The sequence below is a fragment of the Pedobacter sp. UYP30 genome, assembly GCF_040547165.1.
Lineage (GTDB): Bacteria > Bacteroidota > Bacteroidia > Sphingobacteriales > Sphingobacteriaceae > Pedobacter.
Genome location: NZ_JBEPPD010000023.1, coordinates 16,939 through 41,081, shown reverse-complemented (window position 1 = coordinate 41,081; position 24,143 = coordinate 16,939). Strand labels below are relative to the sequence as shown.

Genomic DNA, 24,143 nt, shown 5'->3' with positions numbered 1-24,143 from the left:
CCTTCACTTACATTTATCTTCTAAAGACAACCCAAAGAATACTGGGCATTATTACTGGCTTTTAAATCGGTCGAAAAATGCTTTTTCTAAATGCTCCCTATGGTCTGGATGGGCAATTTCTATCAGCGCTTTTCCACGTTGTTTAAGGTTTTTGCCGAAGAGATTTACCTTGCCAAATTCGGTTACAACCCAGTGCACATGGCCTCTGGTCGTTACAACACCTGCGCCTTCTTTAATAAAAGGTGTAATTCTAGAGATGCCTTTATTGGTTATAGATGGTAGCGCGATGATGGGCTTGCCTCCTGGAGATAAAGACGCTCCCCTAATAAAATCCATTTGCCCGCCAATACCAGAATATTGAAAAGTGCCAATAGAATCTGCGCATACTTGCCCCGTAAGGTCTATTTCTATAGCGCTATTAATGGCAATGGCCTTTGGGTTTTGGCGGATAATGCTTGTGTCGTTCACATAATTGATATTCATTACCCTAATGCTTATGTTTTCATCAACAAAATCGTACAATTTCTTGGTGCCAACCATAAAAGAAGTCACAGATTTTCCTCGATTTAGCTTTTTGTTAGAATTGTCTATTACGCCACTTTCTATCAATGGAATTACACCGTCAGAGAGCATTTCGGTATGTAGGCCCAAATGCCTATGGCCAGCTAAATTTTTTAAAACTTGATCTGGAATGCTACCGATGCCAAGCTGTAGCGTCGAGCCATCTTCTATTAGAGATGCTACATTTTTTCCGATGGAAATGATGGTGTCACTTGCTTTCGCAGAGTAATCTACTTCTGGTAAAATTGATTCATGCCAAACCAAGGCATCTATTTTACTGATGTGAATAAAGCCATCGCCGTTGGTGCGCGGCATATTTGGATTTACTTGCGCTATTACTTTTTTTGCATTATCAAATGCTGCTTTAGCCACATCTACCGATGTACCCAAGGTACAGTAACCATGTTTATCTGGTTCCGAAACCTGTAAAATGGCTACATCTATTGGTAAAAATTCTGGCGTAAACAGCAAGGGAATCTCACTTAAAAATACCGGCACATAATCGCCCCTGGATGTATTGACTACCGTTCTGGAATTTTCAGAAACGAATAAGGAGTTAAAGAAAAAACTGTCTTTGTATTTTTCATCGTCAAATGTTGTTTCTCCAAGTGTGGTAATGCTGACCAACTCAACATTTTTTAAATCTTTATATCGTTTTTGTAGTGCTTTTATAGTGTAGGTTGGAGTTGCCGCGCTGCCGTGCAAAAAAACGCGATCACCCGATTTAACCATTTTAACGGCTTCTTCGACCGAAATGTATGCATTGTTTAAAGTCATGTTATTAATGAGTTAAGGGGTCTTTACTGCTAAACCCGAAAGCATTAACGCTATATTTTAGTAAAAGAAATACTTTTTCTTGATTATTTCTATGCAAAGGTAAATGGTAGTAGGTTTTTAAAACATGATTTTTATCATTTTTAATATTGATGTTGAGGTCGAGGTTGAGGTCGAACCTGAGATAAGGATTTTGTAAAGTTTTCAGGCGTTTTAATCCCGCCCGTGCGGGACTATATTTTTTATTGCGTTAAACGCGCAATAAAAAGATGCCTCTTCTATCCCTAACGCGCCCCTTAAAGGTTTAACAGCAACACGTTTTAGAATAAGTAAACGCTAGCGCTACAGAAGAAACCGATTATCGCAATAAACCTGAGTTTTTTACTACGAATGTTCGGCCTCCGATTCCATATATTAAATTCACTTCAAATCCAATACCTAACACCTCAAACCTAGCGCCTATCTAAAGTATTTTCTTTAAAATCGGCTGAATTACGCTCTCCATAACGGTATAACCCTCTTTGGTTGGGTGTACGCCATCTTTAGAATATTCGGCTTTCATTCCTTTGGTGTCGTTTACCAATGCTGGATAGTAGTTGGCAAACTTAAAATGATTTGCTTCGGCGTATTCTGCAATCCAACTATTTAAGGCTACAATATCATCTGCGGGCATTAAATTAGGTTTCCATCCAAATTTGTTAGACGGTGTTACCGAACATAAAACCACCTTAATTTTGTTCGCTTTGGCCAGTTGCGCCATAGACATAATGTTGTCTTCGATCATTTTTAGCGTTGAAGGCCCTGTGTTTCCGGCAATATCATTAGTGCCACATAAAATAACCACGGCTTGAGGCTTTAGTTCCAACACATCCGTTCTAAATCTAATCAACATTTGTGGCGACGTTTGGCCGCTTATGCCGCGATCTACATAGTGGTTGTCAGAGAAAAAACCAGATGACGAATTAACCCAAAAATCGGTAATGGAGTCTCCCATAAAAATAGCAGCAACTTTGGTATTGTCTTGTTTAAGTTTATCATTTGCATCTCGATACCTGCCTAAATTGGGCCAATCTTGAGCATTTGCAAGTGTTGAGAAAACCATAAGAAGAAAGAAAATTTTGATAGTTGCGTATTTCATGGGTTGCAGTGATAGGTTATGAAACAAATATATAGTCTTGGATTGCAAACTGCAAAGAAAGCCCGAAAATAAATACAATAAAGCGCTTATTACCCGTTACATTTTAGTTATTCGCCAGGTAAACACGCTTTTAAAGTTGCAAAATAACTTAACTTTATTGTAACATTTCGCAAGGCGATGAGTTTAAATATAAAAGGTATTATGGACAAAATAAATCGGTTTTTTTGGTTTTGCTCTGGCGTTCATATCGAGACGTTAGAAAATTATCCCACAGAACAAAATAGGTATTTTGGCATTGGTGCCACTATATTTTTTACCGGTTTGTTTGCGGCTTTGTCTGGCGGTTACGCCATGTATTTTGTGTTTAAGGGAGATGATTTTGCGGTATTTTTCGCTATTCTTTTTGGGTTAATCTGGGGCGCGGCCATTTTTAATATGGATAGATATATCGTTTCTAGCATAAATAAAAGCGGCAGTACTGGAAAACAGCTTTTACAGGCTACGCCTCGTATTTTATTGGCCATTATGATCGGGATTGTAATCTCTCGACCATTGGAACTTAAAATCTTCGACAAAGAAATTAAAGATCGTTTAAAGGTAAGCTACTTAAAGGCACAACGAGATAAAATCGACACATTAAATGCCTCTTTTCAAAGCAAATACAAGGTGGAATTTGGACGGTTAGTTGAGCAAATAGCCGAAAGAGATTCATTGGAAAGCGACATCAAAGTATCGCGTAAAAAGCTAAACTTCGAAATTTTCGGCAATAAAACAACAGAAACCTCTGGCGTTATGGGGTATGGCCCTTACGCAAAACGGAAAGAGGTAGAAATAAAAGAACGTACGGAAGCATTAGATACCTTAAACGCAAAGATCAACTATGCGCAAACCTTTATCGACAACCGAAAGCAATTCGACAGAATGTTTTCAGAAAAACTGTACACCAATAAGCAACAAGACAGCCTAGCCAATGTTGCAGGTTTTGCCGATAGAAATTGGGCCTTAGGCCAGTTGAAGAAAAATGCAAATGGAACAGCCGATAGCAATACAGATTTAGCGGTTACGTTTATTGGTCTGCTGTTTATCTTTTTCGAATGTTTGCCCGTGTTTGTAAAGTTAATGAGCCAGCGCGGTCCATACGATTACGCCATTGCAGATGGGGATGAGGTGTCTATTCATCGCTCTAAAAAGGATAAGAATTTTAATGTTGAAGTTACCGATAATGTGCAGGAAACGCGGGTTGAGGCCGAAACCACCAAACGAAAGGAAATTGTAAAAGGTAGCGCATACAGAGATTTAGAACGGTATGATTGGGATAAAGAGTAGTTTGAAGAGGTAAAAGGCGATAGGGCAGAGGGTTTTAAATGCGTTAGGATAGCTCTTGGTGATAAAGAAGAATAATGTTCAGGAGATCGTTCTAATGTCTCGCAATGCAAAATTTAGAAAGAATTGGTTAAATTCGCAGGTAAAAAATAATCCTCAAACACAACACTCATGAGAAGAAAAAATGCTCCATCCTTAATTATTTCTCATTGTGCTATGGCAATTTCTTTGTTGCTAGTAACTTCTTGCTCGCCCAAACTTGCGCCAACTAAAAGCAACGCCGACATCAATCAAATCGTTACCAGAGCGTATGCAGATCATCTGATCAAAACGCTAAGCGCAGACGATATGCAAGGCAGGGGAACATTTACGCCAGGCATAGATAAGGCTGCAAATTTTATTTCCTCAGAGTTTAAAAAAATAGGTTTGCAGCCTTTAACAGGGCAAAAATCTTATCGACAGACATTCTATAAATATCGAATTACAGAAAATACAGCCAATTTCTCTATCGATGGTCAAAACATTGCCCCAGATCATTTAATGGTAACGGGTTTAACCAAAGAAAAGGTAAGCTTAGACAATAAAAACACCGCCGTAGTTAAATTAGATTCCAGCAAATCTTTTAGAGAGCAAATGCGTCCATTAATGGCGTCGGGTAAAAATCAATTGATCTTGGTTGATGAAAAATTTCAAGCAGATTTCAAGCGGTATCATGATCACTTTTCTGCGCCTCAAAGCGTTGATGCCCCAACTGATGGAGCTAAATCTGCCGTTCAGGTTTTTGTTTTGGGTAGAAGTGATGCGAACAACTTTAACGGTTCGTTTACTAGCAGCATAGAAAAAATGCCTTTGTTTAATGTGGTAGGCGTAATTCCTGGGAAATCTAAAGCCCAAGAACTGGTAGTTTTCTCTGGCCATTATGATCATCTTGGAATCTTAAAGCCAGTAGAAGGAGATAGTATTGCCAACGGTGCAGATGACGATGCTTCTGGCACCACCGCTGTAATTGCATTGGCAAAATACTATAAGGCAATGAACAACAACGAGCGCACATTAATTTTTGCAGCATTTACCGCAGAAGAAATTGGGGGTTATGGATCGAAATATTTTTCAGAACAGTTAAATCCCGACAGTGTGGTGGCTATGTTTAACATAGAGATGATTGGAAAGGATTCTAAATTTGGGAAGAACACCGCTTTCATTACAGGATATGAGCGTTCTGATTTCGGAAAGATTTTGCAGAAAAACCTAGCGGGAACAGAATTTACGTTTTATCCGGATCCCTATCCAGCCCAAAATTTATTTTACAGAAGCGATAATGCAACGCTTGCTGCACTTGGTGTTCCGGCACATACCATCAGCACAGATCAAATCGATGTAGATAAATATTATCATACCGTAAAAGACGAATACAGCACGTTGGATATAGAAAATATTTTGTCTACCATTAAAGCCATTGCAAAAAGTGCTAGCTCTATTATAAATGGAACCGATACCCCGACAAGAATACCAAAATTGAAATAGAGTTTTTTGGAATCAGCTCTAGTTAATTTTAGTCGAATTTTACACGACTATACAGATGAACTGAAAGGTTTTATCGCTTGGAAAAATGATTTAGAACAATATTTGATGTGAATGTTAATGGAACCCCATTTTATTTAAGGTTTGGGAGATTTTTGATTAAGTGCTCAAATATACTTTGCTAACCAGCATAAACAATTCGCTCATTATTTTTTATGGCAAATCCGTCTTCAATGGCTTTTTCCAGTCCTTTTGAAATCGAATAATCTACATTAGTGCCAACTCTGGAGTAACCAAAGAGCTTTGCCGTCTCACGTATCAAATCTCCCTGGGTCAGACTGATTTGGTGCTCCAAAATTTCTTTAATTGCATTTGCAACTTCCTCAGGTGCTAAATCTTCGGCATCCCTCTTTTCGGTATCCCTCTTTGGGATTCGATAGGTTTTATAATCCTTGAGCTGCTCAAGCTTAAGCCAGAAAAATTCGCGGTGATCATCTTTTACGGACTGGAGTTCCATCTCGCTAAACAATGTTTGAAATTGATATGCAATTCTTGTACCCATTCTAGAAATACCCCAAGCATTCAGCACACGCTTAGAAAGCAGGTTTCTACTAATTGGCCATTCTGTTTCGAAAACTTCAAGAATCTGCGCTTTTATTTTCTCTTTATTTTCTGGCAAGAAGAATTGGTCACTGGAGATTGTATCTACAGAATTCAAAACTGCAATCTCGTAATAATTCGTTGAGTTGTCTCGCACTATGGATTGTTCACTGATTCCATTCAACATTAGGTTCGGTTGTCCATCCAACGTATCTGGGGCTGATTCTTTCAGTGTAACGGGAGCGAGGTTTTCCAAGGTTTCCTGCTTTGTTATAATGGTTGGATTATGCTCACGACTTTCAGATAGTCTTATAGCTTCCAATATATCGTTTGTTACCTTGTCTGGTTTTTCCCACCATTCGGTTGACCAAACTTTATGGATATTCCAGCCTAATTGTTTCAAAACGTCGACCTGGGTTAGTTCTCTGTCTTTTGACGTATGAGCACGTTGATAGTTCTTACCATCGGTAAGGATGCCTAAAATATAGGATGATGGATTTTTCTTATCAACAATTCCCAAATCGATTTTATAGGCAGAACATCCAATTTGAGTGTGTACTTCGTACCCGTGTTTTCTAAGTTCCTCTGCAATTGCCAATTCAAAACCAGCACTTGCGCCACTTTCTATTCTATTTCTAATTGGAAGTGCAACTTTTCCTTTTTCAGCATAAGCCAGAAATGCTTTCAATCCCATAACACCTTCTGAGTTTGTTCTGTTCAGATCAATTTGCTCAGACTTTAGTGTGGAAAATACGATCATCTCATATCTTGCCCTAGAAACCGCTACATTCAGTCTTCTCCATCCACCTTCTCTGTTTATAGGTCCAAAATTATGGCTTACAATACCTTTCTCATCAGGCCCATAACCTATAGAGAAGAGAATAATGTCGCGCTCATCGCCCTGAACATTTTCAAGGTTTTTAATGAAGATCGGTTCTTCAGCCTCTAAGGCAGTACGTTCCAGATCTGGACGAAGCGCAAATATCTCATTGAGTTTGTCTTCGATAAGTGTTTGTTGAACAGAACTGAAAGTTACAATTCCAATACTCTTTTTAGAAAGTTCAGGATCAGAAAGTCTGCGCACTACCTCATCTACAATTGCCTTTGCCTCGAATTTGTTCTGCCTTGATTTCCCCTTGTCGTAATGCCCCGGAACGTGAACATGCTTTACCTTGCTGATAATATCATCTGTAGAAGGAAACGTGAGCAATTTGTTTTCATAATATTTAGCATTACTAAATGCAATCAGACTTTCATGCTTGCTGCGATAATGCCACAGCAGATGTTGAGAAGGCATGGAAAGCGCCAGACAATCATCGAGAATACTTTCCAGATCTTCTTTATCAACATTATCCTCATCAAAGTTATTACTGCCAAAAAAGTTGGTAGGAGGCATCTGTTTCGGATCTCCGACAACAATTACAGATTCTGCACGGGCGATAGCACCAATCGCTTCGCAAGTTGGCATTTGAGAGGCCTCATCAAAAATAACCAGATCAAATTTTGTACTCTCCGCGTCAAAATATTGTGCAACGGAAATTGGGCTCATCAGCATACAAGGTGTAAGCCTCGGTAATAAATTCGGTACAGAATCAAATATTTTCCGAATAGATAGCGCTCTGCCATTATTTTTTATTGCCCTTTGCAACATTCCGATTTCCGAACTTTGAGATGCCTCTTTAGTAAATGAAGGTATTTTAGCTGCCAAACGGGCACATAGTTCTGCTTTTGTCAACTCTTCAAATTTTTTACTAATCGATTTAAATCTGTTGATTTTTTCTTCAAATAAATGCGAATTAAAAGTAGTTAGCGAAGGGTTCTGTTCAAAAATATAATCAGCTGCAGCACGGTAAAAGCCTTTATAGAATTGTGTTTTTATTTCAGCGCTAAGAAGTTCTCCCGATTCAAATGCAGAAATAACAGGTGCAAGTCCGCCTTCAACTGCCTTTGTTTTTATGGTTGTCCAATTATACCAATCTTTAAGATGATCGATATTTAATCGCCATGTGGCAACTTTGCCTTGAATGAAAGTAAGCCAGTCTCCGCCATTCTCTAAATGTTCAAAATCAATATTAAGTAAGGCCAAGATCTTGTTTTCCAATGCAGACATCTGTTCAACTGATAATAGTAACGATTTCAGGGTTTTACTATGTTTATTTAAATAATTAGTACTTCCTTCAGTGAACTCCAACGTCAATTTTTTGCGCCAAGTGCCAACCGTATCTGTTTTACATATTAATGATGCATTTCTATTTAAGTCGATTAGGTCTTGACTAAGGTTTCCAATTTTACTCCAATCAGGATCTCCATTTTGCCATAGAAAGCCCAATAATGATGGTAAAAAACTTGCTTTTTTGATATGTTCTTGCTCTTTTTGGTAATCTATAATCTGACCGAGGATTTGGCTCACGCTATCCCTGTTCAAACTCCCGATAAGGCTCAACTTTTTTAAAGGCTTGAGCAAAGCGTTATGTTTTATCCAACGGGGTAAAAACCAGTTTTCTTCTGCAATCTGCCACTGCAGTAAGTTCTGCTCTGCTGGAAATAGAAGTATATCTTTGGAGAAATCTGCTAAAAGACCAGACCTTAGTTCGTCCCTTTTTTGTCCATGCGCTGATAGACCGATCACTTGAGCGTATGTCTGTTCAAACGAATTCGTCTCCAACATACTTGCTGGAAAGTCAGGTTGGGCAATTAATAGTTTTGCAATCTCGCATAGCGCTATTTGTTCCTCTCTGGTAGAAGAAGTGTCCTCTAGTTTCAAAAGATGTTTGGCGTTATCGCTCACAAGTTTGTATTCCGTTAAGATTTTAGCCAAATAATCTAGCAACTCAATAGCATCCTGTTTTACGGAGGGGGTATATTGCTGAGGAACCAATTCTGCCAACGGATGACCGTGTGCCTTACCAATCATTGTGGCTACCGCCGATATTTCCTCAATATTGTCCTGCCAAATACGTAGCTTTTCTCGATCAAAAGAAGCAAAAGTGGCGGTTGCGAAATAAACCTTATTGTCTGTTGAACTGATTTTACTGAATTCTGTAAAAAGTTCAAATAAAGAATAACCGAAAGCATATTTCCGGTGTAGTGCTTCTACATATCCATTCAGCTCATTTCGGAGTTGATGGAGCCTGTCGGCTTCAATTGCAAAATCTTCTGGAGGGGTATTTTTGATGACCTCACTTGCGACTTTTAGCTGTTGCAAGACGTCGGATTTCTTTGATTTATTAGAATGTAATTCCAAGCAGAAGGGGCCAATGCCAATAGAATCCAGCCGAGTTTGCACAACATCCAGTGCTGCTTTTTTTGCCGCAACAAAAAGTACTTTTTTGCCCATGTACAATGCATTGGCTATAATGTTTGTAATCGTCTGAGACTTGCCTGTTCCAGGAGGGCCATGTAAAATAAAGCTTTTACCTTGCGCGGCGCTAAGTATGGCCTGCAACTGAGATGAATCTGTACTTATTGGCAACGCAATTTCAGATGGATGCAATCGGCTATCTGAGATTTCTTTTATAGTGGCATTTTCTTCTGGTTCCCATTCCAATTTGCCTGAGACTAGGCTAGCCACAACCTTATTTCTACAAAGCTTATCGGCGTTATTGTGTATATCGTTCCAGAGAATAAATTTACTAAAAGAAAAAGTTCCAAGCAACGCCTGCTCTTCAACATCCCACCTAGACTTGGCCATAATAGCCTGCCTCATGATGTTGAATACAGCTTTCACATCAACACCACTTTCGTCCTTAGGTAGGTTTTCCAACCCGCCGACGGCTATCCCAAAATCCTGCCTAAGCATTTCTAAAAGGGTTACGTTCATAATCGTTTCTTCCCCACGGCTACGGATAACATATCCTTTCTGTGCCGATTTTCGAATAATTTCTACAGGAAGCAACAATATTGGCGAGTAGCGTGGCCTTTCACTTGCATCGGTTTCATACCACTTGAGCAAGCCCAAACCAATAAATAAGGTATTTGCACCATTTTCTTCCATCGCCGTGCGAGAGGCACGATACAAATGGATTAATCCGTATCCGAGCTCATTTTCACTCAAATAACTCCGCAATCGTTTGTGTCCTAGCTCATGGTTAACTAATTCTGCGATCGGATCAGTCTGATGTAGCGCTTGATAAATGCCCGTATCCCTCACTGGGTTATCCCAATCACTCGGTTTTGCCAGTACCTGAAATTCTTCACCGTCTGCTAGCGCATCTTCCAACTTAGCGCAATTAACAGTAATGAACTGGATTACGCTCTTGGTGATACGTACATTAAGTAAACTATTCCTTAACGTAAGGTCTAGAAGTTTTCTTTCCCAAAGTCTTTGTTTTGATACTTCAACTTTTTCTGCATATATCAGCCTTTCTCCAATGGAGAGCTCTTCAGGCGAAAAATTTTCTCGTTCAGGTCGCTCTTCCTCCTGTATCTGCCAACCCAAGTTTGTAAAAGTACGAAGCGGCAATGGGCGAATGCTCCCGAACCTTGCTCGCTTGACATCTATAAACAAAATAAAATCATCGGTATTGATCAGCTTTTGTTCTGCCGAATTTACTGCATGGTCAAAGGAATGCTGCTGACCTGCATTCATACAGGTAGCTTCTACCAAACATATCTCGCCGATGCCGTCAGCCGCTCTTTTGCTCAATAGGGAAGGATCATCATTTACAACATCTGCAAAAGATTCATCGATTAGCCAGCCGCCAGTAAAAGCGTGTCCTTTAATAATTACGATGATGGGATTTATACCTATCGCCTCCAAACATGCCGCGTAAAGTAGCGAGAGGTCCAGGCAGTTGGCAAGTTTGTTCTCAAAAATAGTATCGGCCAATCTTACCCGTTGGCCGCTTTCCTCGAAGCTTGCTGGAACACTACAATAGACAATCTGCATGGCAGCGATCGTCTCAAAAATGGCTGCCATCTGCTTTTTTACACGATTTGGATTACGACTTTGGTATTCATCAAATGATGGACTCCCTGTCCATTTCTCTAGCAAGGAAGACGCTTTGTGTATAATTTTGGGTATTTGCTGGTTATTTGGGGTTACAAAAGCAGCCATAATCTCGGGAAGGATGTTTACACCTGGCCATTGATCAAAAGGCAACACATCAATAGGGAATTCCTGCCGATAGGCAATTGATTCTCCTATACGAACGGTTAGAGTTAAGTTTCCATTAACCTTTTCGGTAAGGTCTGCCAAAAATTTATTGGATATAGAAAGCATTATGTTTCTTACTTGGTGGCTTTCTCCATTACCAAGAGCCTCAATCTGGTCCGTCCAAACCTTCGCAAAATCTGGTTCTGAGACAATTTCAAAACTAATATCCTTCCATTCAGCGCCTGTATTGTTTGTCAACGTTAATTCCCTGATCGTCGGAACATGATTCTGCTGAAAAGCATAATTGATGGCTGGGGTGTATATTAATTTTACATGATCGCCAGAGAGCGTAGTTGAATCCATGAGGTTAAGGTAATAAATATTTGAGGATTTTGGAGGAGTTTCTTATTTATGAAGACTTGAATAATTTTGATAAAGTCCAAGAATAACAACTCTTTAATAGTTTACGAATAAAATATCCTAGAAGTAATCCTTTGAATTTCCAGCTTCACAAATGCATTGATTATTGAATATTCACATTATGCGTTCGCTTCTTCATCAATACTTTCTACTAATGCAGAATACTGATCTGGATCACGTTCTTTTATTTTCGAAATTATTACAGAAGATATTTTGCTTATTTCATCAACATCTACAGGTTGCATTCCCCGGTCAAACTGTTCACCAATGTGAGAATATTCATTAATTACACGATTTACTAAATTGATTGAAACAGTATCATTATTTAGAAATTTTTGTATTTTTTGATCATTAGTTAATTTGTGACTTGGATATTTATAAAATAGATATGCTTCTAAGAATTTTCTCATATTGTTGCCAAAGTTATATTGATACTCGTGAGAAATAGTTGAGTTGTCAGAAGTGGAGCATATAAAAATTTGTCTAAATAAATAGTTAAATTCCGTAATGTAGTTTTTTAGATAATCAGGAGCTAATTTCAACGAGGTCTTTCCCTTACTTTTGCGATCAATAATGAAGTGTTTCATGTCAGCTTTATCTTTGCCATTAGGTTGAGGTTTATATTTGGGTGTAGTTAATCTTTTCAGATACTTTAAAAAGTCAAGATTATGGGTGGATATAAATAATTGTCCATATTTTTTTGGTAGGGCTATGATACTTTCTATAAGACTAAACATAAAGAAAATATGGTTACTGTCCAAGCTGGAAATTGGGTCGTCTATATAAATTAGTAACTTCTTGCTATCATTACCCTTTAGTTCGTCTTCCATTCTTGCTACGAAGTAACAGAAAGAAATTAAGCTAGATTCTCCTTCACTTAGATTGCTGGCATCATCTCCATCTCTCTGAATTTTAAATTTCATGTTTGGTGTTTCTCCTTCGGCTATTAACTTTAATTCGTTGTGTCCGAAAAAATGTGTCAAATGTTGATTTACAAGTTCAGCACCCTTACTTTCATCCATAGCTTGAGCTTCTAAAGTTCGTTTTTCTTCGGAAAGTTTACCTATTTCGGTTCCTACGCCAAATAGCTCTGCTTCAGTTTTCTTATATTTGATTTCAGCGGCAAGTATATTCACTATTTCAGATTTATAATCAATATCTATCATAAACTCCGCAACATCAGCCTCCCTAAGTATTAGTCTCTCTTTTTGTTGATCATCGGATAATGTTTCTGTTTTCTTATTGTGCTCAGTAATTAAAGTATTAAAATGTTTTAAGCACTCAAGTATTAATTCAGAAATATCAGGAATATCAGATAGCGTTTTTTCTATAAAAATATTTTTTTCACGATTCTTGAGTTCTTTTATAATTTCATTTAAGTTATTTCCATAGGCTTTAATTAGAGCATTCCAGGTTTCGAAACTTTCGTCAAACTTAAAACGCAGACTTGGATAAAATAGATCTTTACTGAGTTTTATAAAACCTGATAAGTTTTCTTGCGCTTTCAATAAATTTTCAATTTGAGTTTCGATTTCGCTTCTAAGATCTTCTGATTCCTTGCTGAAATGAGAACTTAATTTGTCCCATAAATCTTTACTCAATGGATTTCCGCAAAATCCGCATTTTGTTCTTTTCCCTTTATGTTTATCGATTCCTTGCCTTACCCATTCTTGAAGGAGACTATCATTCAATAAATCATTGATTGGCTCATTAGGTTTAATTTTTTTCAAAAGTATATCCTTTGCTTGCTTATAATATATTGCGAAATTGGGCTTGGATCCCGTTAGCAAAATTATATTAGGCATAGGAACTTCTTTTAAAAATCGTTTCTTTTCAGCGCCAGCCTCTGAAGCAAGAAGATGTTTCGAAATATTCTGTTCTATTCTCAATATATCGCCTTTAATATCTGAGATTGTGTATGTCTTTTTAGATGATGTCGGAATAAATAGATTAGTGTCAACTTTAATCTTATCATTTGCCTTTTTTCTCAACTTGTACTCCAACGCATCGTGAATTGACTTGTGGGCGTCTTTTTCATTATTGAATACTTTTTCTTTTTCATCATAATCAAAAAGCATCCCCACTCTATCAATAATATTGCCTAAAGCCAAATCAATGTCTTTTACTTGCTTATCTAATTCGACATTTTTTGCACCCAAAATTGTGAATGGATTGATTGTTCCATCATCATTATACAGCCAGCTCAAATTCGTCTTTACAAAATCAGAATTGTAAACACGTATCTTGAAATTATTTAGTAATTGTAGATTTGATGATGTACTACCATCAGAAAAGTTGATTGTGAAACCACAGGTCAAGTAATTCTTGTGGATAGCAGAATCTTCCAGACATTTAAATATTCTTGATAAAGTTGTTTTACCGGAATAATTTCTGCCATATATGATATTTAATCTTCTAAAAGTTTCGCTATTGCCAATCTCTGTGTTCCAAATATAATTATCGTAAAGGCCGAATTTTGAGATATCTATTTTCGTTATCATATTTTTAATTTAAAGACTTATGTATTTTTCCTTCTTGATATATTATTAATATCCCACAACCTCCACCAAACTCTTCCCACTCTGCTGCTTACTCACTTTAATCTGCACCGGAATCCTTTCAGTCATTTCTTGCACATGAGAAATCACGCCAACTTTACGACCTTGATTGTGCAGCCTTTCCAAGGCATCCATGGCAATATTAAGCGTCGTAGGATCTAAGGAACCAAAGCCTTCATCAATAAACAAAGATTCTACTTTCATTCTGCTAGATGATAAGGAGGCCAAACCCAATGCCAAAGCAAGCGATACCAAGAAAGATTCTCCTCCAGAAAGTGAATAAACGGTGCGTACTTCATCGCCCATATCTTGATCTACCACTTGCAAGCCAAGCGTAGCCGGAATACGTTCGATTTTATACCTGCTGGTAAGATCTTGAAGATGAATATTGGCATAACCAAGCAGCACATCAAGTGTATATTCTTGCGCAATTTGCCGGAATTTTTTACCATCAGCAGAACCGATAATTTCATTGAGTTTACTCCAGTTTTCTGTTATAGCGGCTTGCTTGGAAATGCTTTTAAGCAGGTCGCCAATTTTGTTCTTATTCGCCTCGTCTTGCTGCAATTGGAAACCAATTTCGCCTCTTTTATGCTTCTGTTTTTCAGCGTCTGATTTTGCAATCGTAATCAATGCATTGAGGTCATCAAGTGCATGTTCGGATAGTGATTTTTGTTTATGAATATCCAGCGATTGTTTTCGTTCCGCGAGGATGGAATTTGCTTTGGTTACTTCATCATCAATAGCTTGTAATGCAATGCGCTCATTATCAATCCAATCGTTGTTTAATTTAAGGAGTTCATGCAATTCGGTAATACTCAAAGATTGGTTGTTTTTGCTGTTGTAGTCGTCAAGCCAGACTTCCATTCTTTGCAGAGCTTTTTTAGCTTCTGTTTCTAATGCGCTTAATGCGGCAAGCAACTCCTCTTTTTGGGTGTTGGCTTTGGCATTGTTAATGTTCGATTCTTGCTGCAATTCTTTCAGTCGATCTAACTGTTTTTGGGCTTCGGTTTTGGCCTGCATCAATTGAGTCTCGACTTCTTCTGCAGATTTTCCATCAAAAATGGCCATCCGTTGTTGCTTAAGATCAAGATAGTTTTGGTTCTGCGTTGCATAAGTTGCCGACTTTTTTGCAAGCTCAATTGCAAAGCTTTTTGCTTGGCTTTCCAATTCTTTTAGCGTTGCTTCAAGTGCGCCTTTTTGAAGGGAGTATTGCGCTAACTTTTCATTATTTTCTTTCCATAAGTTGGCAAACGTGTCAATGCGTTCTATAAACGAAGTTGGGGCTGCCTTCCAATTTTCCATCCAGTTTGGAGTTGTAAAGTAGGGTGAAAGTATTTTTTCTACTTCGCTTAGCGCTGATGTGGCTTTGGTCTGCTCCTTACTATTTGCATTTTGTTGTTCCTGACCCAAGGCGATGCCATTCTTCATTTCCTTTACTTGGTTAGTAAGGTTGTCAATGGTTTCTTTCAGCTGGTCGATTTTATTTTTATCAGCTTCCAGTTTTTGTTTCTGGCTTGCATGAGCCTGTATTTGTACGAGTAAACCTGCTTGTTCTGTTTTAAGTGTTCGTAACTTTTCTTCAATCCAACCTGCTTTTTCTACATCGGCAAGTGAAAGGCTTTCTTTCGCAATATCAAATTGCTGCCATGTTCGCTTTCTGTTTTCCAAGTCACCTTGTTTGTTAATAATAGCGTCACTTTGACTTTGGATGGTTTGTTGTAGTGTTTGAAAAGCTTCCTCTAGTGCATTATGCTGGCGATAACTAGCAAGATAAAGGCGTTCTTTTTCTCCGTAGGTTTCTTCTAGTTTTGCCAGCACGTTTTCCAATTGCGGATTATGTATTGTGTACGGATGGCTAGCACTGCCACATACCGGACAAGGCTCCTCATCGATCAAAGTAGCTCTAAGCGTTTCTACATTTTCTGCTGATGCCAAACGAGCTTGTTGCAACAGTTGTGCGGCAGTTTCTTTCTGAGCAATTTCTACAACCAATTGTTGAGCGAGTTCTTTTAGTTTTTGCTGTTTTGTTTTTAAATCGGATTGATCTGATACTTGTTTTTTACTCAAAGTTTCAAGTTCAGCAAGTGCATTGTAGAGCAGTTGCCAATTGGCTTGAGCCTTTATTGTATTTTCAACAAATTGATCCGCAGCTACTTTGTTCAGGTTTAAGGTTTCGATTGGTATGGATAACAGCTTTTTGGACTGTGCATCGTAGGTGTTCTTTAAACTTTCCCATTCTTGCGTCTGTCTGCCCAAATTCTCTTCAATTGCTGTTTTCTTTGTTTCGCTTGTCTTGATTTTGTCACTTAGAACATCCAATTCCTTAGTGGAGGAAAGTAAGCTTTCCAAAAGCTTCTCAGCATCTTGCAATTTGGAAAGGATAATGTTCCTATTTTCTGCAATTGGGCTGCGCGCGGTATTTTCTGCCTTCCAGTCTGCTGCAGTTTTAATTTGAGCAGAAAGATTCGTAAATTCTAGTTGCTTATCTGCTAGTAATTTTTGTTGATGGCTGTTTGTCTCAGTATCGCTTTCGACCTCATTTTTAACTTTTGCCAATTGCTCGCTTTTCTCGATAAGGAGAACGTCTAGTTTCTTTGCGTTTTCTAATAGGGGAGAGGCTTCATTAAGGGATTTGGTTTGCGCTGCAAGCTCAGTTTCTGCCGCCACAAGCTGCATTTTAAGTTTTTCTTTCTGTTCTTGCAGAGCGCTAATGGTTTCTTTTAAAGTTGCGAGAGTCGTTGTTTTTTCTGTTTGCTGTTGTTGTGAGTATGCTAATGCATCTGCCCAACTTCTGGTTTGTTGTACTTGTTCGGCTAAAAATAATTTTTGCTTGCGTGGAAATGCATTTGTTTTGACTTCTATTGAATGATTTAATGCATTATTGGCAGCTGCATGATTAATTTGCAATTTAACAAGTTGCTCATGCCAACTTATTTCTGCTGTTATATTTTGTATTTCTTTTTCTAAAACTTTAATCTGGGTTTCCAAAACGTTTTGTGCTTCCAGTAAAGTTTTTAGCTCTTCTTCATTTAGTATTGAAATTCCTTCTTTTCGTAGGTCAAGATCGCGAAGTTGTTGTTCTTCTAGCTTATAATTTTCATAAATCTTTTTAGAGATTTCTGAGTAAATGTGCGTTCCGGTAAGTTTTTCGAGCAAGGAAGATTTTTCATCTTTGTTTGCTTTCATAAAAGCGGTAAAATCACCTTGGGCTAATAATACCGATCTAGTAAATTGTTCGAAATTTAAACCAACCAGCCGTGCTATCTCATTTAAAGTTTCTTGTTTTTTGCCCGGAATATCAATATTCAAAGTAATATCTTTTAATGTAATCGAATCAGACTGCATACTGCCTTCGGCTTTGTTTCTGGCACGCCTTACGCTCCAATTGGCACGATAATGCTGCCCATCGATGCCCCTAAAGTCTACTTCGGCAAATCCTTCGGCTGTTCCATCGCGTAAAATACCACGCACATCTCCTTGGCTAAGCGTACTTCCCTTAACATCGTAAATTTCTATTCCCGCTTCTTTTGCCTGCAAATATCTCGGTGTTTTACCATACAAGGCAAGACACAAAGCGTCTAATATGGTAGATTTACCAGCTCCTGTAGCTCCCGTAATGGCAAAAATCCCAGCCGAACAAAGTGGCTCTGCCGTAAAGTCGATTTCTGTATTCCCTTCTAAAGAGGCCAGGTTTTTTATGCGTATTGCTAATATCTTCATCTTATTCTCCTGTTTGATTTACTTCATTTGCTACCTGCTTAAAAAGCTGCATAATAATAGGAGGGACATCATCGCTGTATCTTGATTTATATACCTTATTGAAAACATCAAGCGGCTGCAGTTCGCTAAGCTTTTCTTGTGTAATAAATTCAGTCGTATGTTGGGTCGATTCTGGATATTTTACATCGATTTTAGCAAGCCTTACTTTCTTACCCGTTAATGCTGTTTCTATTTTATGTCGTAAAGCAGGTTCTGGGCCATCAAGCAATACCCGTACTTCGAGGTAAGGGGTTGCTTTTGAATTGTCATCTATGTTTGGTAATTGCTCTAATAATGCAATTACTTCGTGTAATGGTTTAGGAATTAGCGGAACTCTTTGAAGTGGCACAAATACAGGAATTTCCACCGATTTCAGGTTATTGACCTCACTGTCGAGTTCAAATACGATAACTTGATGTTTGTAATTAATTTCTGAAAAAGACATGGGCAATGGGCTTCCTGAATACCGAATGTGTTCTTTTCCGCCAATTCTTTGTGCTTTATGGATGTGGCCTAGAGCTACATATTTAATATCTGGGTGAAATGCTGTAGCAGGAATACACTCCACACCTCCCATAATCAGCCGTTCCGTTTTATCCATATCACTTATTTCGGCATGGTGAGTGTGCAAATGTCCCATGGCGATGATGGTTTGTCCATCTTGCTGGTTCGAAACAGCATATTCAAATGCTTCTTTGTATAACATGGTCACTCCTTCAGTATAAGGATTTGTGCAATTTAACACGTTTGGATAATCGCCCATCCTTAGAAAAGGAATGGCAAGGCACCATATTTTCACGTTTTTTGAAGCATCATGTATAGGAACAAGTAACTTTTCGTAATCGATATTTCCTGCTACATCCTTTTCAACTAAGCCGATAATATGAACATTTGAGGATTCTAACAAAGGCTTTGGCGATTCTAAACGGGATGCAGAATCGTGATTACCAGCGGTAATGATGATTTGTAAATCAGGATTTGCTTTCGTGGCTTGATTCAAGAAAGTATAAAACATCTTTATAGACGTAGCAGAAGGGTTCGAAATATCAAAAACATCTCCACTAATCAATAAAACATCAATTTGCTCAATTTGTAAAGTCAGCACCAGCCAATTAAGGAATTGTTGATGTTCGTGTGTGCGATCATATTCGTGAAATAACTGGCCTATATGCCAGTCTGCAGTATGGAGGATTTTCATAACGGGTAATTGAAAATATTAAATAGTTATGATGTAGAAATTTGATTCATTGAAAATTTTAACCGGACAACACGTAAAATTTTGCACCTATTTAATTTCGTCATTTTGGATGGAGATTGTTAATTAATGCAATGTATTTAATTTTAATTAGTTAACTGTATTGTTGATTGGTGTATGTTTTAAAAAGATGTTAACAGTATCTAACGATAGCATCGAAAGTTGACTATTTTTTCGTTTTTCTACGATATCGAAACGAAAAGGGCTTCAAAAAATTTTTAAAATAATTTGGAAGGGCACAACTTAGCGGTATTTTTGCTGATTTTTAGGATTCGAAATAAATTTTCTAGTTGAGGTTTTTAATAAGCAATAGTTTCATCAACAAACTTTGGCCAAAGTTTAAATAAAAAGTTGGTAATTGCATTAATGAAAATAAATTTCTGTAAATTAAAATGTTTTAAAATTTCTATTTAATCTCCTTTGATAAATTCGACGCCAAGTAGGCGATTTTCAAAAGACCATAGAGAAAACCAGGTTAGCCACTCGCCTGAGGTTGTGAAGCAATTGATAATGGTACTATAAATTGTAAGCCAAATAATTTTGCCCAACCGAACCTACATAAATTGAAAGCAATTGCATAGCGTATTAAAGAATATAATAGTCCGTAAATTTTATTTGAGTTTGCTGTTTTTCTGTTTTCTAGACGATGCCATATAAAGGGGCAAATGAGCGGAAGTAAATTGAAAGTCCGACTAGAGAGAAAATAAGTGTTGGCGGAAGCCAACTAATTGTTCCTCCATTACCAATACTTAACCATAATGCAGCCAATGTTAGACCGAAGATCAAACAGGTAGCAATTTTTTTGAGTAAGGATGTTTCTTCCATTGAAAAATGTTTTAGCGAGATTTTCTAATTAGATGCAACATTCTTCAAATTTCATAAAAATATTTTTTATTTTATTCTTGATGCATGGTAACCAAAATTTCTGAGACACATTAGCACGCGCCGAATAAGGCGAACTGAGGTGTCAAACTTTTTTTTTGCTACTTAAACGTGTGCGAATTAAAAATTTATCTAAGCACCTAGTCTTTGGCGAAGCTATTCTCTACAGTAACGGTGTTTAACTTTTCTCCGCACAAATAGAAATTAGGAATCAATTGTGGAGACACGAATTAAAAAACTAAAAACATACATTTAAATAAATGTAATTTCGCTGCAAAATAATCATATCCAATACTAATTAAGAAAATAAACTTTTTGGAAATCGATTGAAAAAAATCATTGTATATTCGAAGGCAGATCTCATGGTAACAAAAAACATCTTAAAAACGCGTTGGAAAGTAGAGAAAAATCGCATTACGCTTTATCCAACCGGCATCTGTTTTCTTTTGGGCATAGTATTGGCTATTTTGTTTGCAATTATTGTAGGGATTAGTGTCGCGGCAAAAGTAAATTTCCCAGCTTCTCCACCATTTATGGTACTTCTCGCATTAGTTGTCGTAATATTCTTCTGCTTTGGATTTAATGCTGTAGAATTTGATAATGAATCGGGTATAATGCGCAAAAAACTAATGGGATTTATAACCATTCTAACTGTAAAATTCGAACAGCTGTACGGAGTTAAAGCTTTAAATAATGTTTCAGGTGGATATAGTTATCGAATGTACCTTAAAGAAAGCAGATATGGAAGGGGTACTGCGGTATCGAGCGGTTATCAAAAAACAGAGGATCCAAATGCAGCTTTTTTTGTAAACGAAATTGTACCAATCATTCACAAGTTTTTAGACCAACACGGAATGTTGGAAATCCAAGAAAAAAGCAACATTACAAATTACAAATATTTTAAGGAACAAGGAAAGCTGTATAAGGTTAAAAACAACAAAATATTCCTGCTTGTTGTTGGGGTCGTATTAATTTTATTAGGAATAAATGAGCTGCTGCCAACTGCTTTCTTAACTTCTTTTGACCATGATGAAAAACCGATTATTATGGGTATTGGTGTGTTTTTAGGTCTTATTATCCTACTAACAGAAATTATGAAGGTTTCTGTAGATACTGCTATAGGAAAAGTTGAAAGGCAAAACCTTATTGGCCTTGGAAAAAAATCCTATCTGTTGAAAGACTTTATGGGCATTAAAACCTTAAGAAAAACAATGAACCTCGCATACACAGGGACTGATATATACATGCATTTTACCCCTATTCGCGGAGGTCAACCAGACGCTTTACTTTTGATAACGCTCAAAAAAAGCCAAGAAATAGAGCGCTTTATGGACGAGCTCTCGCAGATTTTAGAAATAAACACTCCACAAGAAAAGACATAGCTTAACTTTTTTCTCAAAAAATTAGAATTTCATAAATTTGCCATTTCTAGCAGAGTTCTTAATAGTCAGTGTTTTGACCGAAAATCATTTTACTTCAGATGAAACTTAAATATTTAAGATTTTTCTGTCTGAATGAATTTCCTTTTACAATTAAAAAAAAATCCTGCTGTCGTTTGGACTTTTAAAAGTTTTTCTCTAAGCCCACGCTCTTCTCAGAAAACGCAACCAATTTCCATGCATCAGGTTTTCTATTTCAATATCTTTATATCCTCTTTTTCCGAATAAATCTGCCATGTTTTCAAGGTTGGCAATGGTTTTTAAATCGTAAGGGCACTGTTCTGTTCCAAATGCGCCATCTAAATCAGAGCCAATACCTACATGGTTTGCATTGCCGGCTAGCTGGCAAATATGATCGATGTGATCTATCACTGCATTTAAATTGCATTTCATTGTTTTAGGGTCTGAAATTCCACGTTGCCAATTTGGAACAATCATCCAAGCATCTAAAGCGCCACCTATTACCGCTCCACGGCCTATCAATTCTAAAATTTGTTTATCGCTATAATGCCTACCGTCGTTAACCAAAGCGCGGCAATTGTTATGAGACGCCCAAACAGGGCCATTGAATCTATCCATGGCATCCCAAAAGCTATCATCGCATAAATGGGTAGCATCCAAAATAACATTTAACCGCTCCATCTCCTTTAATAATTCGTGGCCAATTGCTGTCATTTTTCCAACCGCGCCAGTTCCTTGTGCATAACGCCCAGGCCCATAATGCGCAGGTCCGACAGCCCTTAAACCATTTTTAAATACTCTTTCTAAATGCGAAACCGTAATAAGAGAATCGGCTCCTTCTAAGCTCAAAATATAACCAATAGGTTTTTTTTCTGATGCCTCTCCGTTGTTCCATAAGGCAAGATGTTTTTCCAGTGTCTCAAGATTATTAACTTGAAACATTTCGCCAGCATCTTCCATAGCTTTATACCAGGCAAGTTGCCCTTGTGTTTGTGCCCATGCTTGTTCTGGCGAATGCCAACCGGGCAAATCATTTTCTGGCGCTACGTACCGACCTATTTGTGTGGCCACAACCAAGCCAATGTTGCCTTTTCGAAGCTCTGGCAAACAAACCGTTGCCTTTGCGCGGTCTGGTTTATCGGTTAAGTTTTTTTCGCGATGATTGATTTCTTCTAAAGGTCGCGTTAAATCCCTGTTCCATTCGAGGGCATTCATACTTAAATCAAGGTGCGCATCTATTGTAAACATCCGTTCTATTTAAATTGTAATTTTTCTTTTGCGTGCGATAATGTCCCAATATTGAATGTTGCCATCAGCATCTAAAATAACTGCTTTTTCGTATAAAGCCACGGTTGGACAAATGTGATATGGCAGACCATAAAGCACGGTACCGATTTTATAAGAGTGACTTTTAGTGTCAGAGAGGACAAGATGTTCTTCACTCTGACTTTCAACATGTAATTCTGGTGCATTTAAAAAGAAAACCCGGTTTAACAGCGGTTTCTCTGATGCGACGGCTTTATATCCTAAGTCTAGGCAAATTAATTCTTTAGCTGGCTGCGAAATAACCCGACTAATAACTAGCGCAGCAGGAAGAAAAGGCTGTTCGCTATATGCATCTTGATAACCTTTATCCCAAAGAACAAAAGTACCAGGGCTACAATCAAAATCGGTTTCTTTTGCATAAATGGGAAAAGTTGGCGTTCCACCTGCAACAATATTTAATTTTCTGCCACCAATTTCCTCAAGCTCCTTTGACAAGTTTTTCAATATTTCGATTATCGGTTTTGATTTTTCTTTACGAACGCGCATTTCCGAATCGTGGATGTGCCCATCGTACGCATGCAAACCTATCATTGAAAGGTTTTTCAGTTTAGAAAGCTGTTTAAAAAGCGCGGTTGCTTCGTTAACCAAAACACCGGTTCTATTCATCCCGACATTTAAATCGATGTAAATTTGAATGATGCAATCTTCTGCCGAAGCTTGCTCCGCCAATTGCGCTGCAACTTTAAAATCATCAACCAAACAACTAAAATTCGTGTTTGGAAATTGCTTAATCAACTTTATAAAACGTAGGATATTTGCCCCCACAGGCTGATAAGCAAGCAAAACATCATCAGCGCCGCTTAGTCCTAGCATTTCAGCTTCGGCGATGGTTGCGCATTTAAACTTTTTTATTCCTGCATGGAGGAGCAATTGCGTTACCTCAATACATTTATGCGTTTTAACGTGAGGTCGCAATCGGCTTTTATCGTCGATCATATTTATGAGCAGACGGATATTTTCCTTTATACGATCAACATAAAAAATCAGCGATGGGGTTTCAATATCCGCCTCGTTCGGTAATACATACCATGCAGCATTTTCCATACTTAGTAAAGTTCGAACAGCGCTTCGATTTCTACAGGAATATTATCGGGCAAAGACCCAAAACCGACAGCACTTCTAACGCCAATTCCATTTTCATCACCCCAAACTTTTGCAAATAATTCGCTACATCCGTTGATGACGAATGGATGTTTTTCAAACTCCGGCGTACAATTAACCATACCCAAAACTTTAATGACACGCTTAACTTTACTTAAACTTCCAATATTTGTCTTAATGGTAGAAAGCATGGTTAAACCAACTTGCAGCGCAGCCAATTTTCCATCTTCTTGGCTCATTTCAGAACCAATTCTGCCAATAATTAAAGATTTATCATCCCGAACTGGTCCGTGGCCACTTAAATAAAGATATTTCCCATCAACCAGACACGGTTTGTAAACGCCGAGTGGTGCAGGTGCAGGTGGCAGATTAAGTTTTAATTGATCGAAACGCTCGTCTGCGGTTAAATTTTCCATTTTTTTTAATT

General features: G+C 37.8%; 13 protein-coding genes. 3 read left to right on the top strand and 10 right to left on the bottom strand.

From position 1 onward, the window contains the following. Positions 1 to 51: 51 nt before the first annotated feature. Positions 52 to 1,338, bottom strand: a complete 1,287-nt coding sequence (locus tag ABIB40_RS18200) for an acetyl-CoA hydrolase/transferase family protein (protein WP_354360900.1) — start codon at positions 1,336 to 1,338, stop codon at positions 52 to 54. Positions 1,339 to 1,798: 460 nt separating this feature from the next. Further along, positions 1,799 to 2,473, bottom strand: coding sequence for an SGNH/GDSL hydrolase family protein (locus ABIB40_RS18195; protein WP_354360898.1), 675 nt, complete (start codon positions 2,471 to 2,473; stop codon positions 1,799 to 1,801). Positions 2,474 to 2,674: 201 nt separating this feature from the next. Here ABIB40_RS18195 and ABIB40_RS18190 point away from each other — a divergent pair, with 201 nt between their 5' ends. Together ABIB40_RS18190 and ABIB40_RS18185 are read left to right on the top strand one after the other, a co-directional pair. After that, on the top strand, positions 2,675 to 3,799 hold the full coding sequence (locus ABIB40_RS18190; RefSeq protein ID WP_354360896.1) for a DUF4407 domain-containing protein: 1,125 nt from the start codon (positions 2,675 to 2,677) through the stop codon (positions 3,797 to 3,799). 168 nt (positions 3,800 to 3,967) lie between these two features. After that, positions 3,968 to 5,320, top strand: a complete 1,353-nt coding sequence (locus tag ABIB40_RS18185) for a M20/M25/M40 family metallo-hydrolase (protein ID WP_354360894.1) — start codon at positions 3,968 to 3,970, stop codon at positions 5,318 to 5,320. A 178-nt stretch (positions 5,321 to 5,498) separates the two neighbouring features. Here the strand turns inward: ABIB40_RS18185 and proA are convergent, their stop codons facing one another. The 5 genes from proA to ABIB40_RS18160 form a co-directional block, all read right to left on the bottom strand. Beyond that, complete coding sequence (gene proA, locus ABIB40_RS18180) at positions 5,499 to 11,375, bottom strand: anti-phage protein ProA (RefSeq protein WP_354360892.1); 5,877 nt, start codon at positions 11,373 to 11,375, stop codon at positions 5,499 to 5,501. A 176-nt stretch (positions 11,376 to 11,551) separates the two neighbouring features. Next, positions 11,552 to 13,933, bottom strand: a complete 2,382-nt coding sequence (locus tag ABIB40_RS18175; RefSeq protein WP_354360890.1) for an AAA family ATPase — start codon at positions 13,931 to 13,933, stop codon at positions 11,552 to 11,554. 45 nt (positions 13,934 to 13,978) lie between these two features. After that, positions 13,979 to 17,713 carry an AAA family ATPase gene (locus tag ABIB40_RS18170; RefSeq protein WP_354360888.1) on the bottom strand — a complete coding sequence of 1,245 codons (3,735 nt, stop codon included), beginning with the start codon at positions 17,711 to 17,713 and terminating at the stop codon, positions 13,979 to 13,981. Between the two features lies 1 nt (position 17,714). After that, a complete protein-coding gene (locus tag ABIB40_RS18165) occupies positions 17,715 to 18,950 on the bottom strand; it encodes an exonuclease SbcCD subunit D C-terminal domain-containing protein (protein ID WP_354360886.1) in 1,236 nt (411 codons plus the stop codon). Between the two features lie 696 nt (positions 18,951 to 19,646). After that, positions 19,647 to 19,832 (bottom strand): hypothetical protein, encoded by a 186-nt coding sequence (locus ABIB40_RS18160; protein WP_354360884.1) that lies wholly within the window; start codon positions 19,830 to 19,832, stop codon positions 19,647 to 19,649. A gap of 383 nt (positions 19,833 to 20,215) precedes the next feature. Between ABIB40_RS18160 and ABIB40_RS18155 the strand changes: the two genes are divergently transcribed. Further along, entirely contained in the window at positions 20,216 to 21,271 is a 1,056-nt protein-coding gene (locus tag ABIB40_RS18155) for a hypothetical protein (protein ID WP_354360882.1), read from the top strand. 195 nt (positions 21,272 to 21,466) lie between these two features. On the opposite strand, the gene ABIB40_RS18150 is transcribed toward ABIB40_RS18155, so the two are convergent. The 3 genes from ABIB40_RS18150 to ABIB40_RS18140 are packed head-to-tail and all read right to left on the bottom strand — an operon-like array spanning position 21,467 to position 24,132. Then, positions 21,467 to 22,537 carry a dipeptidase gene (locus ABIB40_RS18150; protein WP_354360879.1) on the bottom strand — a complete coding sequence of 357 codons (1,071 nt, stop codon included), beginning with the start codon at positions 22,535 to 22,537 and terminating at the stop codon, positions 21,467 to 21,469. A 9-nt stretch (positions 22,538 to 22,546) separates the two neighbouring features. Further along, entirely contained in the window at positions 22,547 to 23,659 is a 1,113-nt protein-coding gene (locus tag ABIB40_RS18145; protein ID WP_354360877.1) for a D-TA family PLP-dependent enzyme, read from the bottom strand. 2 nt (positions 23,660 to 23,661) lie between these two features. Continuing rightward, on the bottom strand, positions 23,662 to 24,132 hold the full coding sequence (locus ABIB40_RS18140) for a RidA family protein (RefSeq protein WP_354360875.1): 471 nt from the start codon (positions 24,130 to 24,132) through the stop codon (positions 23,662 to 23,664). Positions 24,133 to 24,143 lie beyond the last annotated feature (11 nt).